The sequence below is a fragment of the Amycolatopsis sp. NPDC031561 genome (assembly GCF_055580625.1).
Genome location: NZ_JBVILA010000005.1, coordinates 186,308 through 201,743, shown reverse-complemented (window position 1 = coordinate 201,743; position 15,436 = coordinate 186,308). Strand labels below are relative to the sequence as shown.

Here is a 15,436-nt window from a genome sequence, read left to right as displayed (position 1 = left end):
CGGGGGTGATCAGCACTGGCCGTCTGCCCGAAGTGGACAGACGACGGATTCGCGAAGCTGATCGCGGCTGAAGTGACCAAGGTCTTTTGATCTTTTGAAGTCGCGCCCCTTTTGACCGTCAGGTCCCGTGATCGTGATGGCAGGGCGCCTTTGCATGGGAGGTAACGTGAATTCCGAAGCAGCGCCCTGGCAGCACGATCACGGCAGGCGCGATAGTGGCGCAGTGCTTTCGGGCCGTGGGCTGGTGAAGCGGTACGGCACGCAGCACGCGCTGGCCGGGATCGACATCGACATCCAGGCGGGTGACGCGGTCGCCATCGTCGGGCCCTCCGGCTCAGGCAAGACCTCCCTGCTGCACGTACTCGCCGGGATCCTCCGCGCCGACTCCGGGCAGATCTTCCTCGCCGGGCAGCGGGTTGACCAGCTCAACGAGCGCAAGCGCAGCGAGCTGCGGCGCACCGAGTTCGGCTTCGTGTTCCAGTCCGGCATGCTCGTCGCCGAATTGAGCGCCGAGGAGAACGTCGCGCTGCCGTCGCTGCTGAGCGGCAAGGGCCGCAAGGAATCCATCGAGGCGGGCCGCGAATGGCTGGCGAAGCTCGGCCTCGAGGGCAAGGAGAAGCGCCGCCCCGGCGAGCTTTCCGGCGGTGAGGCGCAGCGCGTCGCCATCGCACGGGCGCTGACGCACCGGCCGAAGGTGATCTTCGCCGACGAGCCGACCGGCGCGCTCGACACCCGCACCGGCCGCGCCACCATGGACGCGCTGCTCTCGGCGGCCGCCGACAGCGGCGCCGCGGTGATCGTCGTGACGCACGACCGCGAACTCGCCGAAGCCATGCCGCGCACCGTCTCCATCCGCGACGGCCTGATCGCGACGAGGTTGGCCGCGTAATGAACAGCTTCCAGCTGGCCATGCGGGTGCTCCGGGTCGACCGCCGGACCCGCACTTCGGCCATCCTCACCGCGGTCGGGGTCGCCGTCGCGACCAGTCTGGTGCTCCTGCTGGCCTCCCTCCCGGGTGCCACGCAGGCCCGCTCACAGCGGGCGATCTGGCAGGACATCTACAGCTACAACGCGCCTTCGAGTTCGGGCGACACGGCCAAGCCGTCGGGCCCGCTGCTGATGGCGGCGAACAAGGACTACTCGGGCGGCCGCGAGATCATCCGCGTCGACATCGCCCAGACCGGCACCGCGCCGATGCTCAGCCTTCCGCCGGGCATCCCGAAGCTGCCGGCCCCCGGCGAGTCGATCGTTTCGCCCGAACTCGGGAAACTGATCCAGTCGACGCCGCAGGCCCAGCTCGGGGACCGGTTCGGCAAGCTCGTCGACTCGCTCGGCCCGGACTCGCTGATGTATCCGGAGCAGCTGGTCGCCGTCGTCGGCCACACCCCGGAGTCGATGCCGCAGTCGGCGCTCGCCGCGGACGGCTTCCCCAACAAGCAGGCGAAGCCCGACCCGATGCTCGAACTGCTCGCCTGGGTCGGAGTCATCGTCCTGCTCGTGCCGAGCCTGGTGCTCGTCGCGTCTTCGGCCCGGCTCACCGCCGCCCGGCGAGAGGTGCGGATGGCGGCCCTGCGGCTGGCCGGGGCGACCCCGGGGCAGGTGATGAAGATCGTCGCCGCCGAGACCGCGTTGTCCGCGGTCGTCGGCGCGCTGCTGGGCATCCTCGTGGCACCTGCGCTCCAAGGTCTCTCGACGTTCGTCCCTTGGGGCGGTGGAACCTGGCTCGCGTCGGACTTCAGCCTTCCTCTCGGCTCGACCATCGCGGTCGCCGTCGTGATCCCGCTGCTGGTCGTCTTCGCAGGCGTCCTCGGCATCCGCCGGGTCCTGAAGACGCCGCTGTTCGCGGCCTCGGCACACGCTCGCAAGCCGCTGCACTGGTGGCGGCTGCTCGCGGTCCCGGTGACCGGTGCCTTCTTCCTGTTCGCGGTCACCCAGGACGACGGCAACCTGGGGATGGTGATGCTCGGGCTCTTCCTGCTGGTCGCGTCGGCGGCGATCATCGGACCGTGGGTCACCTCCGCGGTGGGCGGAACGTTCGTCCGGGTCTGGCGCAAACCGGCCTCGCTGCTGGCCGGGCGCAGGCTCCGTGACGATCCGAAGAGCGCCTACCGCGCCACGGCGGGTGTCGTGCTCGCGGTGTTCACCGGCTCGATGGCGCTCACGCTGCTGCCCTCGTTCGAGTCGATGGCGGGCGGAGGCCGGACCTTCAAGGACAACGTCCTCTACGCCGAGAGCGACGCGACCCACGCGCAGCAGATCGCCGAGGGGACCAACGCCTCCCTCGCCCGCAACGGGATCACCGACAAGGCCCTCGCGGTCGGCCAGGTCTACCTGTCCACCGGCGAGCCGGGCACCCGCGGCCAGACGCTGCAAAGGGCCTTCGTCATGACCTGCGAGGACGCCACGAAGCTGCTGCGGGTGAACATCGGCGGCGCCTGCGGTCCGGAACCCGCGATCTACAGCAGTCAAAAGCTCGACCCGGCGTCGTACAGCGTGACGGCGGACTACGACAAGGCCGGCCCGCGGCTGAATCCGCAGGCTCCGATGCGCCTCTACCCGGAAGGTGACGAGGACACGTCGAGCACGATCGTGATCGACCCGGCCCTGGTCCCCGCGGGTGTCCAGCTGGAGCGTTTCGATGTGGTCGTGCCGACGACCCCGGCGAACGGCGAGGTCGTGCGGACCGCGCTGGTCGGGGCGGCACCGGGCCAGGAGGTCGTCAGCCGTGGCCTGCACCTGATCGGCCAGCAGCAGGAGCTCGGCGACCTGCGCCGGGTCACCGTGATCGGCCTGATCGCCGCCGGGGTGCTCGCCGGCTGCAGCGCGGCCGTCGCGACCGCCGGTTCGGTGATGGACCGCCGCCGCACCTTCGGAGCGCTCATCGCGGCCGGGACACCGGTCCGGGTGCTGGCGAGGGCGCTGCGGATGGAGGCGGCCCTGCCCGCGATGGTGGCCACCATCGGCGCGGGTGCGGTCGGGATCGGAGTCGGCGTGGGGCTCTACAGCATGGTCGAGAAGGACCCTGTCGTGCTGAGCCCGTGGCTGCTGGCGCCCGTGGTGCTGGGAATCGGGGTGGCGTTGCTCGGGGCATCCGTCTCGACCCCGGCGCTCAAGCGGGTGCAGTCGGAGCCGCTCGCCGAGGAGTAAAAGGTTCGCCCGAATGGCGTCATGGCGCCGGGGCGGGCAGGTCTCGTGGGTGGAGTCGGAGGTAACCACCCACGAGCCGGGTGCCCGGTCATCCCTCTGTCGGGGGATGGATGAACGGGCACCGGGGATGCGCAGGGGGCATTCCAAGGGCACGGGGGTGTCGAGAAAGGGCCGGTCAAGGACGTGGGGACGTCCCTGACCGGCCCTTTCAGGCGTTCTAGACCCGTTCGAAGATCAGGTCGTGCGAGATCCGGCCTTCGACGTCGGCGCGGTTCTCGAACTTCGTGACCGGACGCCACTCCGGGCGCGGAGCCCAGCCACCGGGCTCGTCGGCGTGGCGGTTCCGCAGGAGCGGCTCGGCCGAGCAGACCTCCATCATCTGCTCCGCGTAGTTCTCCCAGTCGGTCGCCATGTGGAAGGTCCCGCCCGGCGCGAGCCGCGAGGCCACCAGCGAGACGAACCCGGGCTGCACGATCCGCCGTTTGTGGTGCCGCTTCTTCGGCCACGGGTCCGGGAAGAACAGCCGGACCCCGGCCAGCGAGCCCGGTTCGACGTGCGACGTCAGCAGCACGACGGCGTCACCGTGCATCAGCCGCAGGTTCTTCACCCCGAGCTTCTCCGCGCGCAGCATCAGCTGGCCCAGTCCGGGGTCGTACACCTCGACCGCGACGTAGTTGAGTTCCGGCGCGGCGGCCGCGAGCTGGGACGTGGTCTCGCCCATGCCCGAGCCGATCTCCACCATGACCGGGGCCTGCCTGCCGAACCAGTCGCCGAAATCCACCGTGCCTTCGGGCAGCTCGCCGACGGTGCGGCCGAGTGACGGCCAGAGTTCGTCCCAGGCTCGTTGCTGCCCGACGGTCATCCGGCCGCCGCGTTTGACATAGCTGACCACGCTGCGCATCCGTGGCTGGTCCTCGTTTTCCACCCGCCCATTAAACGTGGGCTCAGCGAACCGCTTCGAACTCCCCCAGCCGTGAGCGCAGGCCCGCGAATCCGGCGACCGGGATCGGCGGCGGCGTCGTGCTGGAATGGGCGGGGAGAACGTCGATCCAGCCGTCGTGACGGCTGGTGTTCAGCACCGTGGTCGGGATCGAATGACCGGATGCACCGCGTTCGGAAGGCATGAACTCCCAGTAGCCGGATTCTCCGTCCGCGGCCCACGGGACGAATTCCCAACCGGGCCGCCTGCCGAGCAGGCCCGCGATGCGGTCTTCGATGCGGAAACCGAGTTCCCGCGATTCGAGCCTGCCTTCCACGACGGCGCGAAGCCACCATGGCGCGGGGATTTCCCCGTGCATTCCACTGGACGCGCGGTACAGCGCGACAACGAGATCTTCGGGTGCGCGGTGTACCCAGGCGCGGCGAATATCGGATGGCCGGGTCGCGGACGCCACCGTGCGGGGCAGTTCGATCGCCTGTGACCATTCGAGGTCGAGCATGGGCTCGAGCCGGGGCTGCATACTTTCCGTGCGGGCTTGCGGGATCGTGCGTTCCACTCCCTGACCGGAATCCACCGTCAAGGATCACCTCCGGGGCCGAGAGCCGAAAATCGGCTCATCCCGAGCATCGCCCGGTCAGGAACAGTATGTCCGCATCCTGTGAGAGAAGCCACAGGCTCTTAACGTGGACTTAACTCCTTTGGAGGCGGTAAAAGCTCACGCGTCCCTTCGATGGGTGATCATCAGCCCGGCCGTATAGACAATCACGCAGATAGCAGCGAAATAAGCCAAATAGCCCCAGGGACCCATCGGGGGTTCGAGTTTCATCATGGAAACCGACAGATCCGATCCGGAAAACTGATTCGCCGCGAAGAACGGCATCCACTGGTAGATGTCGTTGCCCACACGCGGAATCAGCAGGACGAGGCCTTCGATCAACTGCGTCCAGACCAACGCGAACCCGAGGGCGAACGCGGGGCTGCGGAACAGCAGGCCGAGTCCGACGCCGAGCAGCCCGGTCAGCGCGAAGGTCAGCCCCTGGCCCGCCACCGCGCGCCAGTCGGAACCGGAGTTCAACCCCAGGTCGGAGGCAGGTTTGATCAGATACGCGATCGCCCACGAGCCGAAACCCACCAGCAGCCCGATCAGTCCCGAGAACACGCCGACGACGGCGCCCTTCGCCAACAGGGCGGGCACGCGGGAGGGCACCGCCTGGAAGGTGAGCTTCAGCGTGCCCCAGTTGAACTCCGTCGCCGCCGCGAGAATGGCGAGGATCAGCACCACGGTGCGGGCGAGCGCGCCGGCGATCTGGGTCGAGTCGACGCCGGTCTGTCCCTCCAACGGAACGAAACCGAAGAACAACGCGGTGTAGGCGAGCGCGACCACGATCGCGATGCCCGCGCACCACCAGGGCGCGCGCGTGCTCAGCAGCTTGATCCGCTCCGCGCGGAGTATGTTCGCCGCGGTCATCGGACGCCCTCCGGGACTCCGCCGGTGCCGTATTCGACGGCTTCGGCGGTGAGTTGCATGTACGCCTGTTCGAGCGAGCCGGCGAGCGGCTTCAGTTCGTGGAGGGTCGCGCCCGCGGCGAACGCGAGCTCGCCGATGTGGTCGCTGTCCATTTCGGACACGATGAGCGCGCCGTCCTCTTCGCGGAATTCGGCGCCCTTGCCGGTCAGCGCCTCCCTCAGCTCGGGCAGCTGCGGGCTGCGGACCCGCACCCCGAGGCCCTTCGCGCGGCCGACGAAGTCTTCCATCGTGCCCTGGTAGATCAGCTTCCCCCGGCCGATCACGACGAGGTCCTGCGCGGTCTGCGCCATCTCCGGCAGCAGGTGGCTGGACACGAACACGGTGCGGCCCTCGGCGGCGAGTGCGTGCATCAGCTGCCGGATCCACACGATGCCCTCGGGGTCGAGCCCGTTGACCGGTTCGTCGAACAGCAGGACGCGCGGGTCGCCCAGCAGCGACGTCGCGATCCCGAGCCGTTGCGACATCCCGAGCGAGAACTGCCCGGCCCGTTTGCCCGCGACCGACCCCAGTCCGACCAGGTTGAGCACCTCGTCGACGCGCTTGTCGGGCAGGCCGTTGGTCGCGGCGATCCACCGGAGGTGCTCGCGGGCCGTCCGGCCGGGGTGGCGCCAGGTGGCGTCGAGCATGCCGCCGACCGTCCGAAGTGGATCACGCAGTTCGCGGTAGGCCTTGCCGTCGATGGTGACCGAGCCCGCCGTGGGGTTGTCGAGCCCGAGCATCATCCGCATCGTGGTGGACTTGCCCGCCCCGTTGGGGCCGAGGAAGCCGGTCACCCGTCCCGCTTCGGCGGTGAAGGAAAGGTCGTTCACGGCGATCTTGTCGCCGTAGCGTTTCGTGAGTGTGGTGGCCTTGATCATCGGCCCTCCCTCCGGTGGATTCCGACATTACCCAACGTGCCGCCGCGAGGCCCGACGGGAAAGGACCGGGCTGCCCCCCGATAAGGCGGCCCGGTCCTTGTTCCCCTTTTTCTCCCCGTCCGGTCGTCCGCTCCCCCGAGCCGTGCGACCGGCTTCTCCCCTGTGGAAGTCCTTACGCGTCGCGCTTGTTCGCGACGACCAGCGAGATGACCAGCAGCACCAGCGCGAAGCCTGCGAAGTAGGCCAGCGATCCGGCCTGGCTCAACGGTGCTTCCGCCCTGGTGGGGCCCGAACCGGTGAGGAACCTGTCGGCGACACGGAACGGCATCCACTCGTAGATGTCCTTGCCGATCTTCGGGATGAGCCGGATCAGGTTCTCCACCGCGAGGGCGTAGATCAGCACGAGTGAAATGGCCCCGGCGCTGTGCCGGATCAGGATGCCGACGGCGATCGCGATCACCGAGGCGAGTGCGAACACCACGCCGACCCCGGCGACACTGGTCCACTCCGCGGCGGTGTTCAGCGCGAGATCTTCCGGCCGCATGACCGAGGCGAGGCCCCAGGCGCCGAACGCGGCGACCTCGCCGATCACGAGCGAAAGGATCGCGACGACGCCGGTCTTGGCCAGCAGGGCCGAGGTGCGGTTCGGCACGGCCTGGAAGGTGGTCCGGATGGTGCCGAAGCGGTATTCGGTGGTCACCGCGAGCGCGGCGAGCACCATGACCACGGCCATACCGAAGCTATAGCCGAACTGGGTCAGGCTCACGTCGGTGAGTTCACCGGCGGGCGCGGCCGCGGCGACGATGGCGCCGAAACCGACCACGACGGCGAGGGCGGCCAGCGCACACCACCAGGGTGAGCGTGTGGTGAACAGCTTGATGCGTTCCACGGCGAGCAGAGTCATGGCTTTTCTTTCCTCGAAAGAGTGGGTGGCAGTTTTCGGCTACTGGGCGGCGGCGACCACTTCGGCGGCTTCGGTTTCGAGACCGGTGTGGTACTCGACCGAATCGCCGGTGATCTGCATGAAGGCCTGCTCCAGGGAGCCGGTCTGCGGGCTGAGCTCGTGCAGCACGATCTGGTTGGCCGCGGCGATCTCGCCGATCTTGTCACTGTCCATACCGGACACGACGAGCGATTTGTCGGCGTCGGTGACCTGGGCGCTCGCCTGTGCCAGCGCGGCGCGCAGCGCGGGCAGTTGCGGCGACCGGACCTTGACCGTGTTCTCGGCGGCCCGCGACACGAAGTCTTCGGTGGAGGACTGCGAAATCAGCTGCCCCTTGCCGATCACGATCAGGTGGCTCGCGGTGAGCGCCATCTCCGAAAGCAGGTGCGAGGAAACGAATACCGTGCGGCCTTCGTCGGCCAGCCGGTGCATGAACTTACGGATCCAGAGGATGCCCTCGGGGTCGAGGCCGTTGACCGGCTCGTCGAAGAGGAGGACCTCCGGGTCGCCCAGCAGGGCCGCCGCGATCCCCAGTCTCTGCGACATGCCGAGGGAGAAACCGCCGGCTCGCTTTCCGGCGACGCTGGTGAGCCCGACGATTTCGAGCACCTCTTCGACCCTGGCCGCCGGGATCTTGTTGGACTTCGCCATCCACTGCAGATGCGCCCGCGCCGACCGGTTGGGGTGCACCCACTTGGCGTCCAGCAGTGCGCCGACCGTCCGCAGCGGGTCCTTCAGCTCGCGATAGAGCTTGCCCCCGATGCGCACCTCGCCCGAGGTCGGGTTGTCGAGGCCGAGGATCATCCGCATGGTCGTCGACTTGCCCGCCCCGTTCGGGCCGAGGAATCCGGTGACCTTCCCTCCCGCGACGGAGAAGGACAGGTTGTTCACCGCCAGTGTCTTGCCGTACCGCTTGGTGAGGCCCACTGCCTCGATCATGTCTGCTCCCCTCGGCGACTGCGAAAGCAATCGTCGTCCATGTGGGTGGCCGAGCGCGTCATCCTGAGGTGCCAACCTGGTACCCGACCTGAGAAGTAGCTTGCCGTCTCCAGACGGCGTACGCGATCGGTGACACCCCTGAGTGTGACCCTGAATTGCCGGGGTTAATGAACCGTGGTTCAATAATTCTATGGCGAGGCCGCGCACCATCACCGACGAACGACTGCTGAAGGCGGCGGAGACCGTGATCGGCATGGTCGGCCCGGGTTTCACGCTGGCCCAGGTGGCGGCGGAGGCCGGGGTCGCGGTCGGCACGGTCGCCCAGCGATTCGGTTCGAAAAACGGTCTTTTGCAGGCGTTGAGCCGGGCGAACACGGAGTCCGTCGTAGGGCGGATGCGGGAATGCGGCGAGCTGGCCGATCCCGTGGAAGGCCTGCGGGCCGCGGTCGTCGTGATCTACGAGGGCGTGGGTTCGGCGGAGACCGCGGCGAACCACCTCGGGCAGCTGGGAGTGGACATCGGGGATCCGGAACTCCGTGCCCTGCTGGGTGAACATTTCACCGCCGTGGAAGCGGAAATACGACGGCTGACGCGCGTCGCGGCGCGTGACCTGCCGGGTGCGCCGGGTGTCGTCCGTGCGGCGAGGGTGCTGCTCGGGGTGGCGAACGGGGCTTCGCTGGACTGGTCGATCCGGCCGAAGGGCCGGTTCGTCGACCGCGTGGGGCAAGACGTGGACGCGGTGCTGACCGCGTGGAAAGGGGTGTCCTGAATGGAACAGAAGGTAGCCGTGGTCGCGGGGGCGACGCGGGGATGCGGCCGGGCGATCGCGGTGGAGCTGGGCAGGCTCGGCTGGACGGTGTTCGTCACCGGCCGCACGACGCGGGAGCACCAGTCACCGATGAAGCGGTCGGAGACGATCGAGGACACCGCGGAACTCGTCGACGCGGCGGGAGGCCGGGGCATCCCGGTCCGGACCGACTTCACCGAGGTGTCCGATGTGGACGCTTTGAAGCGGCGGATCGAGTCCGAAGTGGACGGCCGGATCGACGTCCTGGTCGACGACGTCTGGGGTGGCGACCCGTTCGCGGACTTCGAGCGGGCGTACTGGGATTCCAGTCTCGACGACGCGCTCACGCTGGTGCACAACGCGATCGACACGCATTTGATCGCGTTGCACCGGCTTCTCCCGCTGGTCGTGAACCGGGAGGGCGGTCTCGTCATCGAGGTCACCGACGGTGATCACGACGAGTACGTCGGCGCGGGGATCCCGTACTTCCTCGCGAAGTCCGGCATCCGCGCGATCGGCAGGGCGCTGGGCGCCGAACTGAAGAAGTACGGCTGCGTCGGCATGACCGTCACGCCGGGCTTCCTGCGGTCGGAGTCGATGCTCGACCACTTCGGGATCACCGAGGAGACCTGGCGGGACGCGGTGGGCAAGGCGGCCCCGGTCGACTTCGCCATTTCGGAGACCCCGACGCTGCTCGGGCGCGGTGTCGCGAAACTGGCGACCGACCCGGAGGTCTCGCGGTTCGCGGGCAAGACGCTGGCGTCGTGGACGCTGATGAACGAGTACGGCCTGACCGACGTCGACGGCTCGCGCCCCGACTTCGGCAAGTGGATGGCCGAAGTCAGGGACACGGGCAAGGATCCGGAGACGGCCGACCACACCCTGTACCGCTGAGATCGGGCTGGCCGGGGAGCTACTTCTTCCCGGCCAGCACGTCCAGGTAGTGCTGGTTGAACATGACGCCGAGGACGTTGCCGAAGGGGTCGATGACCGCCCCGGTCACGAAGCCGGGCCCGCGCTCGATGATCGGCTCGTACTCCTTCGCGCCCTTCTCGAGCAGCGTCGCGAAGGCTTCCTCGACGTTGTCGACGGCCCAGTTCGCGATCGCCCCGCCGGGACCGGGCTGGGCCAGCGGCGGCCGGTAATCGCCGCGGACCAGGCCGAACTCGTGCTGGTAGTCGCCGATCCGGAACTCGACGTACGCCGGCTTGTCGTCGGGCCCGTTGCGGACGAAGTACGGCTCGATCCCGAAGAGGTCCGAGTACCACTCGATCGCGGCGGTCATGTCGTCGGCGTAGAACGTGGTGGTGGTGAGACCTCGCAGCATTTCCTTCTCCTCCGGTAGTGGCTCTGGAGACAAGGATCCACCGCAAAGTGCTCACCGAATGACCACTTTTCCGCGGGATTCTCAGGTGACCCCGGGACGCGCCAGACCGGTCTCGTAGGCGAGCACCACGGCCTGCACCCGGTCGCGCAGATCCAGTTTGGACAGGATCCGCCCGACGTGCGTCTTCACCGTCGCCTCGGACAGGAACAGCGTCTCGGCGATCTCCAGGTTCGAGAGGCCCTTCGCGATCAGCACGAGCACCTCCCGTTCCCGTTCGGTGAGGACGTCGAGCTCGGCCGCGTCCCGCATCGGCTTCCCGCCGCCGCCGACGAACCGGTCGAGCAGCCGCCGCGTCACCGACGGCGAGACCACGGCGTCGCCCGAAGCGACCGCCCGCAGCGCCGAGACCAGGTGATCCGGCTGCGTGTCCTTCAACAGGAACCCGCTCGCCCCGCCCTGCAGCGCCGAATAGACGTACTCGTCCAGGTCGAACGTCGTCATCACGAGCACCCGCGCCGTCCCGGCCTCGACGATCCGCTTCGTCGCCTCGACCCCGTCCAGCACCGGCATCCGGACGTCCATCAGCACGACGTCCGGCCGCAGTTCCTCCGCCATGCGGATGGCCTGCGCCCCGTCACCCGCCTCACCGACGACATCGATGTCCGCCTGCGCGCCCAGGACCATCCGGAACCCGACGCGCATCAATTCCTGGTCGTCGACGACCACCACTCGGATCACGTCGCCAACCTAACCGGGAGCCTCGCGTGCACTTGCCACCCTCCACCAGGAGCGGGTCCGACCTCCAGCGTGCCGCCGAAGACGTTCGCCCGTTCCCTCATTCCGATCAATCCGTTCCCACCGGGGACCGAGAGTCTCCGCGGTCCTCCCGGTGCGGCATGTGACGCCGCCTTGGTGGCGGCGGGCACCAGCTGTTTCGCGCGGCCGGCGCCGTCGTCGGTGACCCGGACGTCGATCACGTCCGACTCCCGGCGCACCAGCACCTCCGCCTGCGCGCCCTGGCCGGCGTGTTTCAGCGTGTTCGTCAGCGACTCCTGGACGATCCGGTACACGCCGAGCGAGACCCCGGCGGGCAGCCCGGCCAGCGCGTCGCTGCCGATCGCCAGCGTCACCGGCACCCCCGCCTGGCGGATGCGGTCCGCGAGGTCGGTCAGCGCGCTGGCGTCCGGCTGCGGCACGCGCGGCTCGTCGTCACCGTCGCTGCGGAGCACGTCCAGCAGCCGCCGCAGTTCGGCGAGCGCGCCGCGGCCGGTCTCCGAAATCGTCTGCAGGGCCCGTTTCGCCATCTCGGGATTCCCGTCGACCGCGTAGGACGCGCCGTCGGCCTGCACGACCATGACGCTCACCGCGTGCGCGACGACGTCGTGCAGCTCACGGGCGATCCGTCCGCGTTCTTCACCGACGGCGATCCTGGTCGCCTGGTCCCGTTCCGTCTCAAGTAGATGCAACCTGGCTTCCACCTCCTCGTGATAGGCGCGCCTCGCGCCCGCGAATTCGCCGAGCGTCCAGCACAGTGCGGTGGCGAAGACGCCGATGATCGCCAGCACCCAGATGTCCTCCGGGGGATCGACCCACAGCTGGATCACCGAGGTCACGATCGTCGCCAGCAGGAACAGCAGCCCCTGCTTGCGGCCGACGTAGACCAGCACCGAGTAGACGCTGATCATCACCCCGAACGCGCTGGCCACGCCCAGCTCCAGCGCACCGTGCGGGATGCTGATCGCCAGCACCAGGTACGCCGACCACAACGTCGCCTTCCGCCGGAAGACCAGCGGCAGGACCATCGCGATGTCCAGCGGAAGCACCACGTACCAGGGCGGCATCGGCACTTCCGGCGTCTCGACCGCCGCCACGAAGAACAGCAGGTCGGTCAGCAACAGGACGACGGCGATGAAACTGTCCCCGGCCATGGGGTGAGCACGCATCCAGAGGCTTAACCGTCGCACCTGGTAACACTATGTCGGCCATGGCCGCTCGCGCGTCGGTCGCCGGTACCACCTTCGGTGCGACCCGAGGATGAGCGGCATGGCACGATTCGACCCGGCAGGCTTTGACGACTTGGGAGGGGCGGGCGCCGTGACATCAGCGACGGAACAGGGCCGTCTCGCCGGCCCGCTGTCGATGTCGGTGGCGAACCTCTGTCATCGCCTCCAGTCGCAGGTGTCCGCGCGGACCGCGGCCGGTTTCGGCGAGGTGCTGCGCAGACTCGGCGGTCCGCTCCAGGTCGCCGTCGCCGGCCGGATCAAGTCCGGGAAGTCCACGCTGGTCAACGCCCTGATCGGGCGCCGCGTCGCGCCGACCGACGTCGGCGAGTGCACCCGGCTGGTGACCAGGTTCCAGTACGGCACCGTCGATCGCGTCGAGATCGTCTTCAACGACGGCCGCAAGCAGGTGCTGCCCTTCGCCGCCGACGGGATGATCCCGGCCGAGCTGGGCATCGACATCGACAAGGTCTCGCATATCGAGGCGTACCTCACCAACGCGGTCCTGCAGGGCATGACCGTCATCGACACCCCCGGCCTCGGCTCGCTCGACGCCGCGTCGGTGTCGCGGACCGAGCAGTTGCTGGGTGCGGCGAAGCACCGCAAGCCTGAAGGCGAAGACGAGGAAGAAGACGAAGAGGGTTCCGACGAGCTCGACGACACCTCGCGCAACGCCGTAGCGGGCGCCGAGGCCGTCCTCTATGTGGTCACGCAGGGTGTGCGCGCCGACGACCAGCAGGCGCTCGCCGCGTTCACCGCCGCGACCGCGAGCCGCGAAGCGGGCCCGGTCAACGCGATCGCGGTGCTCAACAAGGCGGACACCATCGCACCGGAGTCGGTCGAAGGCTCGGGCGGCGACGTGTGGAAGGCCGCGACGCTGCTGTCGGAGAAGCAGGCCTCGACGCTGAAGCCCCGCATCGCGGACGTACTGCCGGTGATCGGGCTGATCGCGGAATCGGCGGAGTCCGGCGGGTTCACCTCCGGTGACGCCGAGGCGCTGCGCCAGCTGTCCGAGATGGACGACGACATCCTCGAGACCATGCTGATCTCGGCCGACATCTTCACCAGCTGGGACTGCGACGTCGCGGCGGGCGTCCGGCTGCGGCTGCTGGAGAAGCTGGACCTGTTCGGCGTCCGGTACGCCGTCGAAGCGATCCGCAAGGAACCCGAGATCACCGCGGGCTCGCTGCGGCGGAAGCTGCTCGATGCCTCCGGCCTCGAAGCCGTCCGCCAGCGGTTGAGCATCGTCTTCGCCGCCCGCGCCGACGGCATCAAGGCGGCCGCCGCGCTGGCCTCGGTCACCGCGCTGGCCCACGCCTCGGGCGACCCGGCCGAACGGCAGCGCGTCCACGACGCGATCGAGGTCCTGCTCGCCAAGCCCGAAGCACATCAGCTGCGGCTGCTCGAAGCGCTCACGCTGGTCGCGTCCGGCGCCGTCGACATGCCCGAGGACCTGTCCGAAGAGGTCCTGCGAGTCGGCAGCAACGCCGACATCGGCGCCCAGCTCGGCAAGCCGGGCGCTCCCCGGGCCGAACTCGCCGCCCACGCCCTCGAACGTGCCGGCTGGTGGCGCTCCTTCGCGTCCTTCGGCGCGACGCCCGCCCAGAGCCGCGTCGCGCACGTCGTCCACCGGGCGTACTTCCTCATCTGGCAGCAGATCCGCGACCCCCAAGCCTGACCCCCCTTCTTCCCGCGTTTCGTCCTCTAGTTGCGGTACTTGCACGCGCAAGTACCGCAACTAGAGGACGAAACGCGGCCTGGTCCCGGACCCGGGATTGATAGACCGAGCGCTCGGTCTAATAATGGGTCTCATGGAAACGATCGTCGACGAACCCCAGTGGCTGCGCACGGCCTCCTGGCTCGGCTGCCCGCTGGTGGGTGCCGCGCTCGGCTGGTTCCTCCAGTCGATCGCGGACTGGGTGGTCTCCCTGAGCTGGGTCCCGTTCAAGGGCCCGTTCCAGCTCGTCTCGGACATCCCCGACCCGTGGGGCCCGCTCGCCGGGGCGGGCGCCGGCCTGGTCCTCGGTCTGCTGTTCGCCGCGGTCTGGGCGCACGAGCGGCTGATCGTCAAGGTGACGCCGACCCGCATCACCCTCACCGTCAAGGGGCGCACCCGCGCCTACGAGGCCAAACTGCAGGCCGTCTTCCTCGACGGAAAGGAGCTCGTCCTGCTCGCCGCCGACGGCCGGGAACTGGCGCGGGAGAAGGGTGACGTCGACCGCGCGGCCGTCGCCAAGGCCTTCACCGAGCACGGCTACCCCTGGCACACCGAGCCACCGGCGGTGAAATGAGGACGGTCGACCCGGCCAAGCACGAGGCGAAACGCCGCGCCATCCTCGACGCCGCCACGGTGTGCTTCGCCGAGAAGGGGTTCGAGAAGACGACGACGGCGGAGATCTGTCGCGCGGCGGGGATCAGCACCGGCAGCCTGTTCCACTACTTCCCGAACAAGCGCGCGGTGTTCGTCGGCATCTTCGAGCAGGACGGCGACGAGACCGCGGCCCTGCTCGCGGCCGCCGGGGAGATCGAGGACCCGTGGGAGGCCATCCTCCTCATCCTCACGTACATGTCCGAACAGCTCCTGCAACCTCTCGCGGCCAAGCTCGTCCTCGAGGTCGCCGCGCAGTGCGCCCGCGACGCCGAACTGGCCGAACTGGTCCAGGGCAACGACCGTGTCCTGCGCGACGGTCTCGTCGGTTTCGTGACCAGGGCGGTGGAGACGGGCCGGATCGACCCCGGCATCGAACCGGAGGTGACGGCCAGCTGGCTCGTCGCGCTGATCGACGCGCCGTTGTCCCGCGTGATTCTGGAGCCGGACCTCGATCCGGCCGCGGAACTCGCGGTGATGAAGGTGCTGATCACCAGATTCCTTCGCCCCGTTCTGCCGATTTCGCCCCCGGCAGGCGGGGAAGTATCCGACACTGGTGAAATCTCTCCGGGCTGATCGGTAAGCCCGGGACACCAGTTA

General features: G+C 68.7%; 16 protein-coding genes. 7 read left to right on the top strand and 9 right to left on the bottom strand.

Features of this window, described 5'->3' with window-relative positions:
• Nucleotides 1-154: 154 nt before the first annotated feature.
• Both ACZ5IK_RS15000 and ACZ5IK_RS14995 read left to right on the top strand, forming a co-directional pair.
• Nucleotides 155-889: an ABC transporter ATP-binding protein gene (locus ACZ5IK_RS15000; protein WP_465488183.1), complete on the top strand. Its 735-nt coding sequence runs from the start codon at nt 155-157 to the stop codon at nt 887-889.
• Nucleotides 889-3,147, top strand: coding sequence for an FtsX-like permease family protein (locus ACZ5IK_RS14995; protein ID WP_465488182.1), 2,259 nt, complete (start codon nt 889-891; stop codon nt 3,145-3,147). The genes ACZ5IK_RS15000 and ACZ5IK_RS14995 overlap by 1 nt, the downstream gene beginning before the upstream one ends.
• A 217-nt stretch (nt 3,148-3,364) precedes the next feature.
• Here ACZ5IK_RS14995 and trmB read toward each other — a convergent pair whose 3' ends face one another.
• The 6 genes from trmB to ACZ5IK_RS14965 all read right to left on the bottom strand — a co-directional run bounded on the left by trmB (nt 3,365) and on the right by ACZ5IK_RS14965 (nt 8,354).
• Complete coding sequence (gene trmB, locus ACZ5IK_RS14990) at nt 3,365-4,048, bottom strand: tRNA (guanosine(46)-N7)-methyltransferase TrmB (protein ID WP_465488327.1); 684 nt, start codon at nt 4,046-4,048, stop codon at nt 3,365-3,367.
• A 43-nt stretch (nt 4,049-4,091) separates the two neighbouring features.
• Nucleotides 4,092-4,643, bottom strand: coding sequence for a hypothetical protein (locus tag ACZ5IK_RS14985; protein ID WP_101611489.1), 552 nt, complete (start codon nt 4,641-4,643; stop codon nt 4,092-4,094).
• 159 nt (nt 4,644-4,802) lie between these two features.
• A complete protein-coding gene (locus ACZ5IK_RS14980) occupies nt 4,803-5,555 on the bottom strand; it encodes a hypothetical protein (protein WP_465488181.1) in 753 nt (250 codons plus the stop codon).
• Nucleotides 5,552-6,472, bottom strand: a complete 921-nt coding sequence (locus tag ACZ5IK_RS14975) for an ATP-binding cassette domain-containing protein (RefSeq protein ID WP_465488180.1) — start codon at nt 6,470-6,472, stop codon at nt 5,552-5,554. The genes ACZ5IK_RS14980 and ACZ5IK_RS14975 overlap by 4 nt, the downstream gene beginning before the upstream one ends.
• A gap of 172 nt (nt 6,473-6,644) precedes the next feature.
• Entirely contained in the window at nt 6,645-7,376 is a 732-nt protein-coding gene (locus ACZ5IK_RS14970) for an ABC transporter permease (protein ID WP_465488179.1), read from the bottom strand.
• Between the two features lie 39 nt (nt 7,377-7,415).
• Entirely contained in the window at nt 7,416-8,354 is a 939-nt protein-coding gene (locus ACZ5IK_RS14965) for an ABC transporter ATP-binding protein (protein ID WP_465488178.1), read from the bottom strand.
• A 190-nt stretch (nt 8,355-8,544) separates the two neighbouring features.
• Here ACZ5IK_RS14965 and ACZ5IK_RS14960 point away from each other — a divergent pair, with 190 nt between their 5' ends.
• The gene (locus ACZ5IK_RS14960; RefSeq protein WP_465488177.1) at nt 8,545-9,123 is read left to right on the top strand and encodes a TetR/AcrR family transcriptional regulator; all 579 of its coding nucleotides are present in this window, start codon (nt 8,545-8,547) and stop codon (nt 9,121-9,123) included.
• The gene (locus tag ACZ5IK_RS14955) at nt 9,124-10,035 is read left to right on the top strand and encodes an SDR family NAD(P)-dependent oxidoreductase (protein WP_465488176.1); all 912 of its coding nucleotides are present in this window, start codon (nt 9,124-9,126) and stop codon (nt 10,033-10,035) included.
• Between the two features lie 19 nt (nt 10,036-10,054).
• On the opposite strand, the gene ACZ5IK_RS14950 is transcribed toward ACZ5IK_RS14955, so the two are convergent.
• From ACZ5IK_RS14950 to ACZ5IK_RS14940, 3 genes are all read right to left on the bottom strand, one after another.
• Entirely contained in the window at nt 10,055-10,468 is a 414-nt protein-coding gene (locus ACZ5IK_RS14950) for a VOC family protein (protein WP_465488175.1), read from the bottom strand.
• Between the two features lie 81 nt (nt 10,469-10,549).
• Nucleotides 10,550-11,206, bottom strand: a complete 657-nt coding sequence (locus ACZ5IK_RS14945; RefSeq protein WP_039923149.1) for a response regulator — start codon at nt 11,204-11,206, stop codon at nt 10,550-10,552.
• Nucleotides 11,203-12,411: a sensor histidine kinase gene (locus ACZ5IK_RS14940; protein ID WP_465488174.1), complete on the bottom strand. Its 1,209-nt coding sequence runs from the start codon at nt 12,409-12,411 to the stop codon at nt 11,203-11,205. The genes ACZ5IK_RS14945 and ACZ5IK_RS14940 overlap by 4 nt, the downstream gene beginning before the upstream one ends.
• A 100-nt stretch (nt 12,412-12,511) precedes the next feature.
• Between ACZ5IK_RS14940 and ACZ5IK_RS14935 the strand changes: the two genes are divergently transcribed.
• From ACZ5IK_RS14935 to ACZ5IK_RS14925, 3 genes are all read left to right on the top strand, one after another.
• Nucleotides 12,512-14,146 carry a dynamin family protein gene (locus ACZ5IK_RS14935; RefSeq protein WP_465488173.1) on the top strand — a complete coding sequence of 545 codons (1,635 nt, stop codon included), beginning with the start codon at nt 12,512-12,514 and terminating at the stop codon, nt 14,144-14,146.
• Between the two features lie 133 nt (nt 14,147-14,279).
• Nucleotides 14,280-14,759: a YqeB family protein gene (locus tag ACZ5IK_RS14930; protein ID WP_101611480.1), complete on the top strand. Its 480-nt coding sequence runs from the start codon at nt 14,280-14,282 to the stop codon at nt 14,757-14,759.
• A complete protein-coding gene (locus ACZ5IK_RS14925) occupies nt 14,756-15,412 on the top strand; it encodes a TetR/AcrR family transcriptional regulator (RefSeq protein WP_465488172.1) in 657 nt (218 codons plus the stop codon). The genes ACZ5IK_RS14930 and ACZ5IK_RS14925 overlap by 4 nt, the downstream gene beginning before the upstream one ends.
• Nucleotides 15,413-15,436: the final 24 nt, after the last annotated feature.

Excerpts from the sequence above, each read along its gene's own strand:
- ACZ5IK_RS15000 (WP_465488183.1), top strand. The coding sequence starts at position 155 with ATGGGAGGTAACGTGAATTCCGAAGCAGCGCCCTGGCAGCACGATCAC.
- ACZ5IK_RS14995 (WP_465488182.1), top strand. The coding sequence starts at position 889 with ATGAACAGCTTCCAGCTGGCCATGCGGGTGCTCCGGGTCGACCGCCGG.
- trmB (WP_465488327.1), bottom strand. The coding sequence starts at position 4,048 with ATGCGCAGCGTGGTCAGCTATGTCAAACGCGGCGGCCGGATGACCGTC.
- ACZ5IK_RS14980 (WP_465488181.1), bottom strand. The coding sequence starts at position 5,555 with ATGACCGCGGCGAACATACTCCGCGCGGAGCGGATCAAGCTGCTGAGC.
- ACZ5IK_RS14975 (WP_465488180.1), bottom strand. The coding sequence starts at position 6,472 with ATGATCAAGGCCACCACACTCACGAAACGCTACGGCGACAAGATCGCC.
- ACZ5IK_RS14970 (WP_465488179.1), bottom strand. The coding sequence starts at position 7,376 with ATGACTCTGCTCGCCGTGGAACGCATCAAGCTGTTCACCACACGCTCA.
- ACZ5IK_RS14965 (WP_465488178.1), bottom strand. The coding sequence starts at position 8,354 with ATGATCGAGGCAGTGGGCCTCACCAAGCGGTACGGCAAGACACTGGCG.
- ACZ5IK_RS14960 (WP_465488177.1), top strand. The coding sequence starts at position 8,545 with ATGGCGAGGCCGCGCACCATCACCGACGAACGACTGCTGAAGGCGGCG.
- ACZ5IK_RS14955 (WP_465488176.1), top strand. The coding sequence starts at position 9,124 with ATGGAACAGAAGGTAGCCGTGGTCGCGGGGGCGACGCGGGGATGCGGC.
- ACZ5IK_RS14950 (WP_465488175.1), bottom strand. The coding sequence starts at position 10,468 with ATGCTGCGAGGTCTCACCACCACCACGTTCTACGCCGACGACATGACC.
- ACZ5IK_RS14940 (WP_465488174.1), bottom strand. The coding sequence starts at position 12,411 with ATGCGTGCTCACCCCATGGCCGGGGACAGTTTCATCGCCGTCGTCCTG.
- ACZ5IK_RS14935 (WP_465488173.1), top strand. The coding sequence starts at position 12,512 with ATGGCACGATTCGACCCGGCAGGCTTTGACGACTTGGGAGGGGCGGGC.
- ACZ5IK_RS14930 (WP_101611480.1), top strand. The coding sequence starts at position 14,280 with ATGGAAACGATCGTCGACGAACCCCAGTGGCTGCGCACGGCCTCCTGG.
- ACZ5IK_RS14925 (WP_465488172.1), top strand. The coding sequence starts at position 14,756 with ATGAGGACGGTCGACCCGGCCAAGCACGAGGCGAAACGCCGCGCCATC.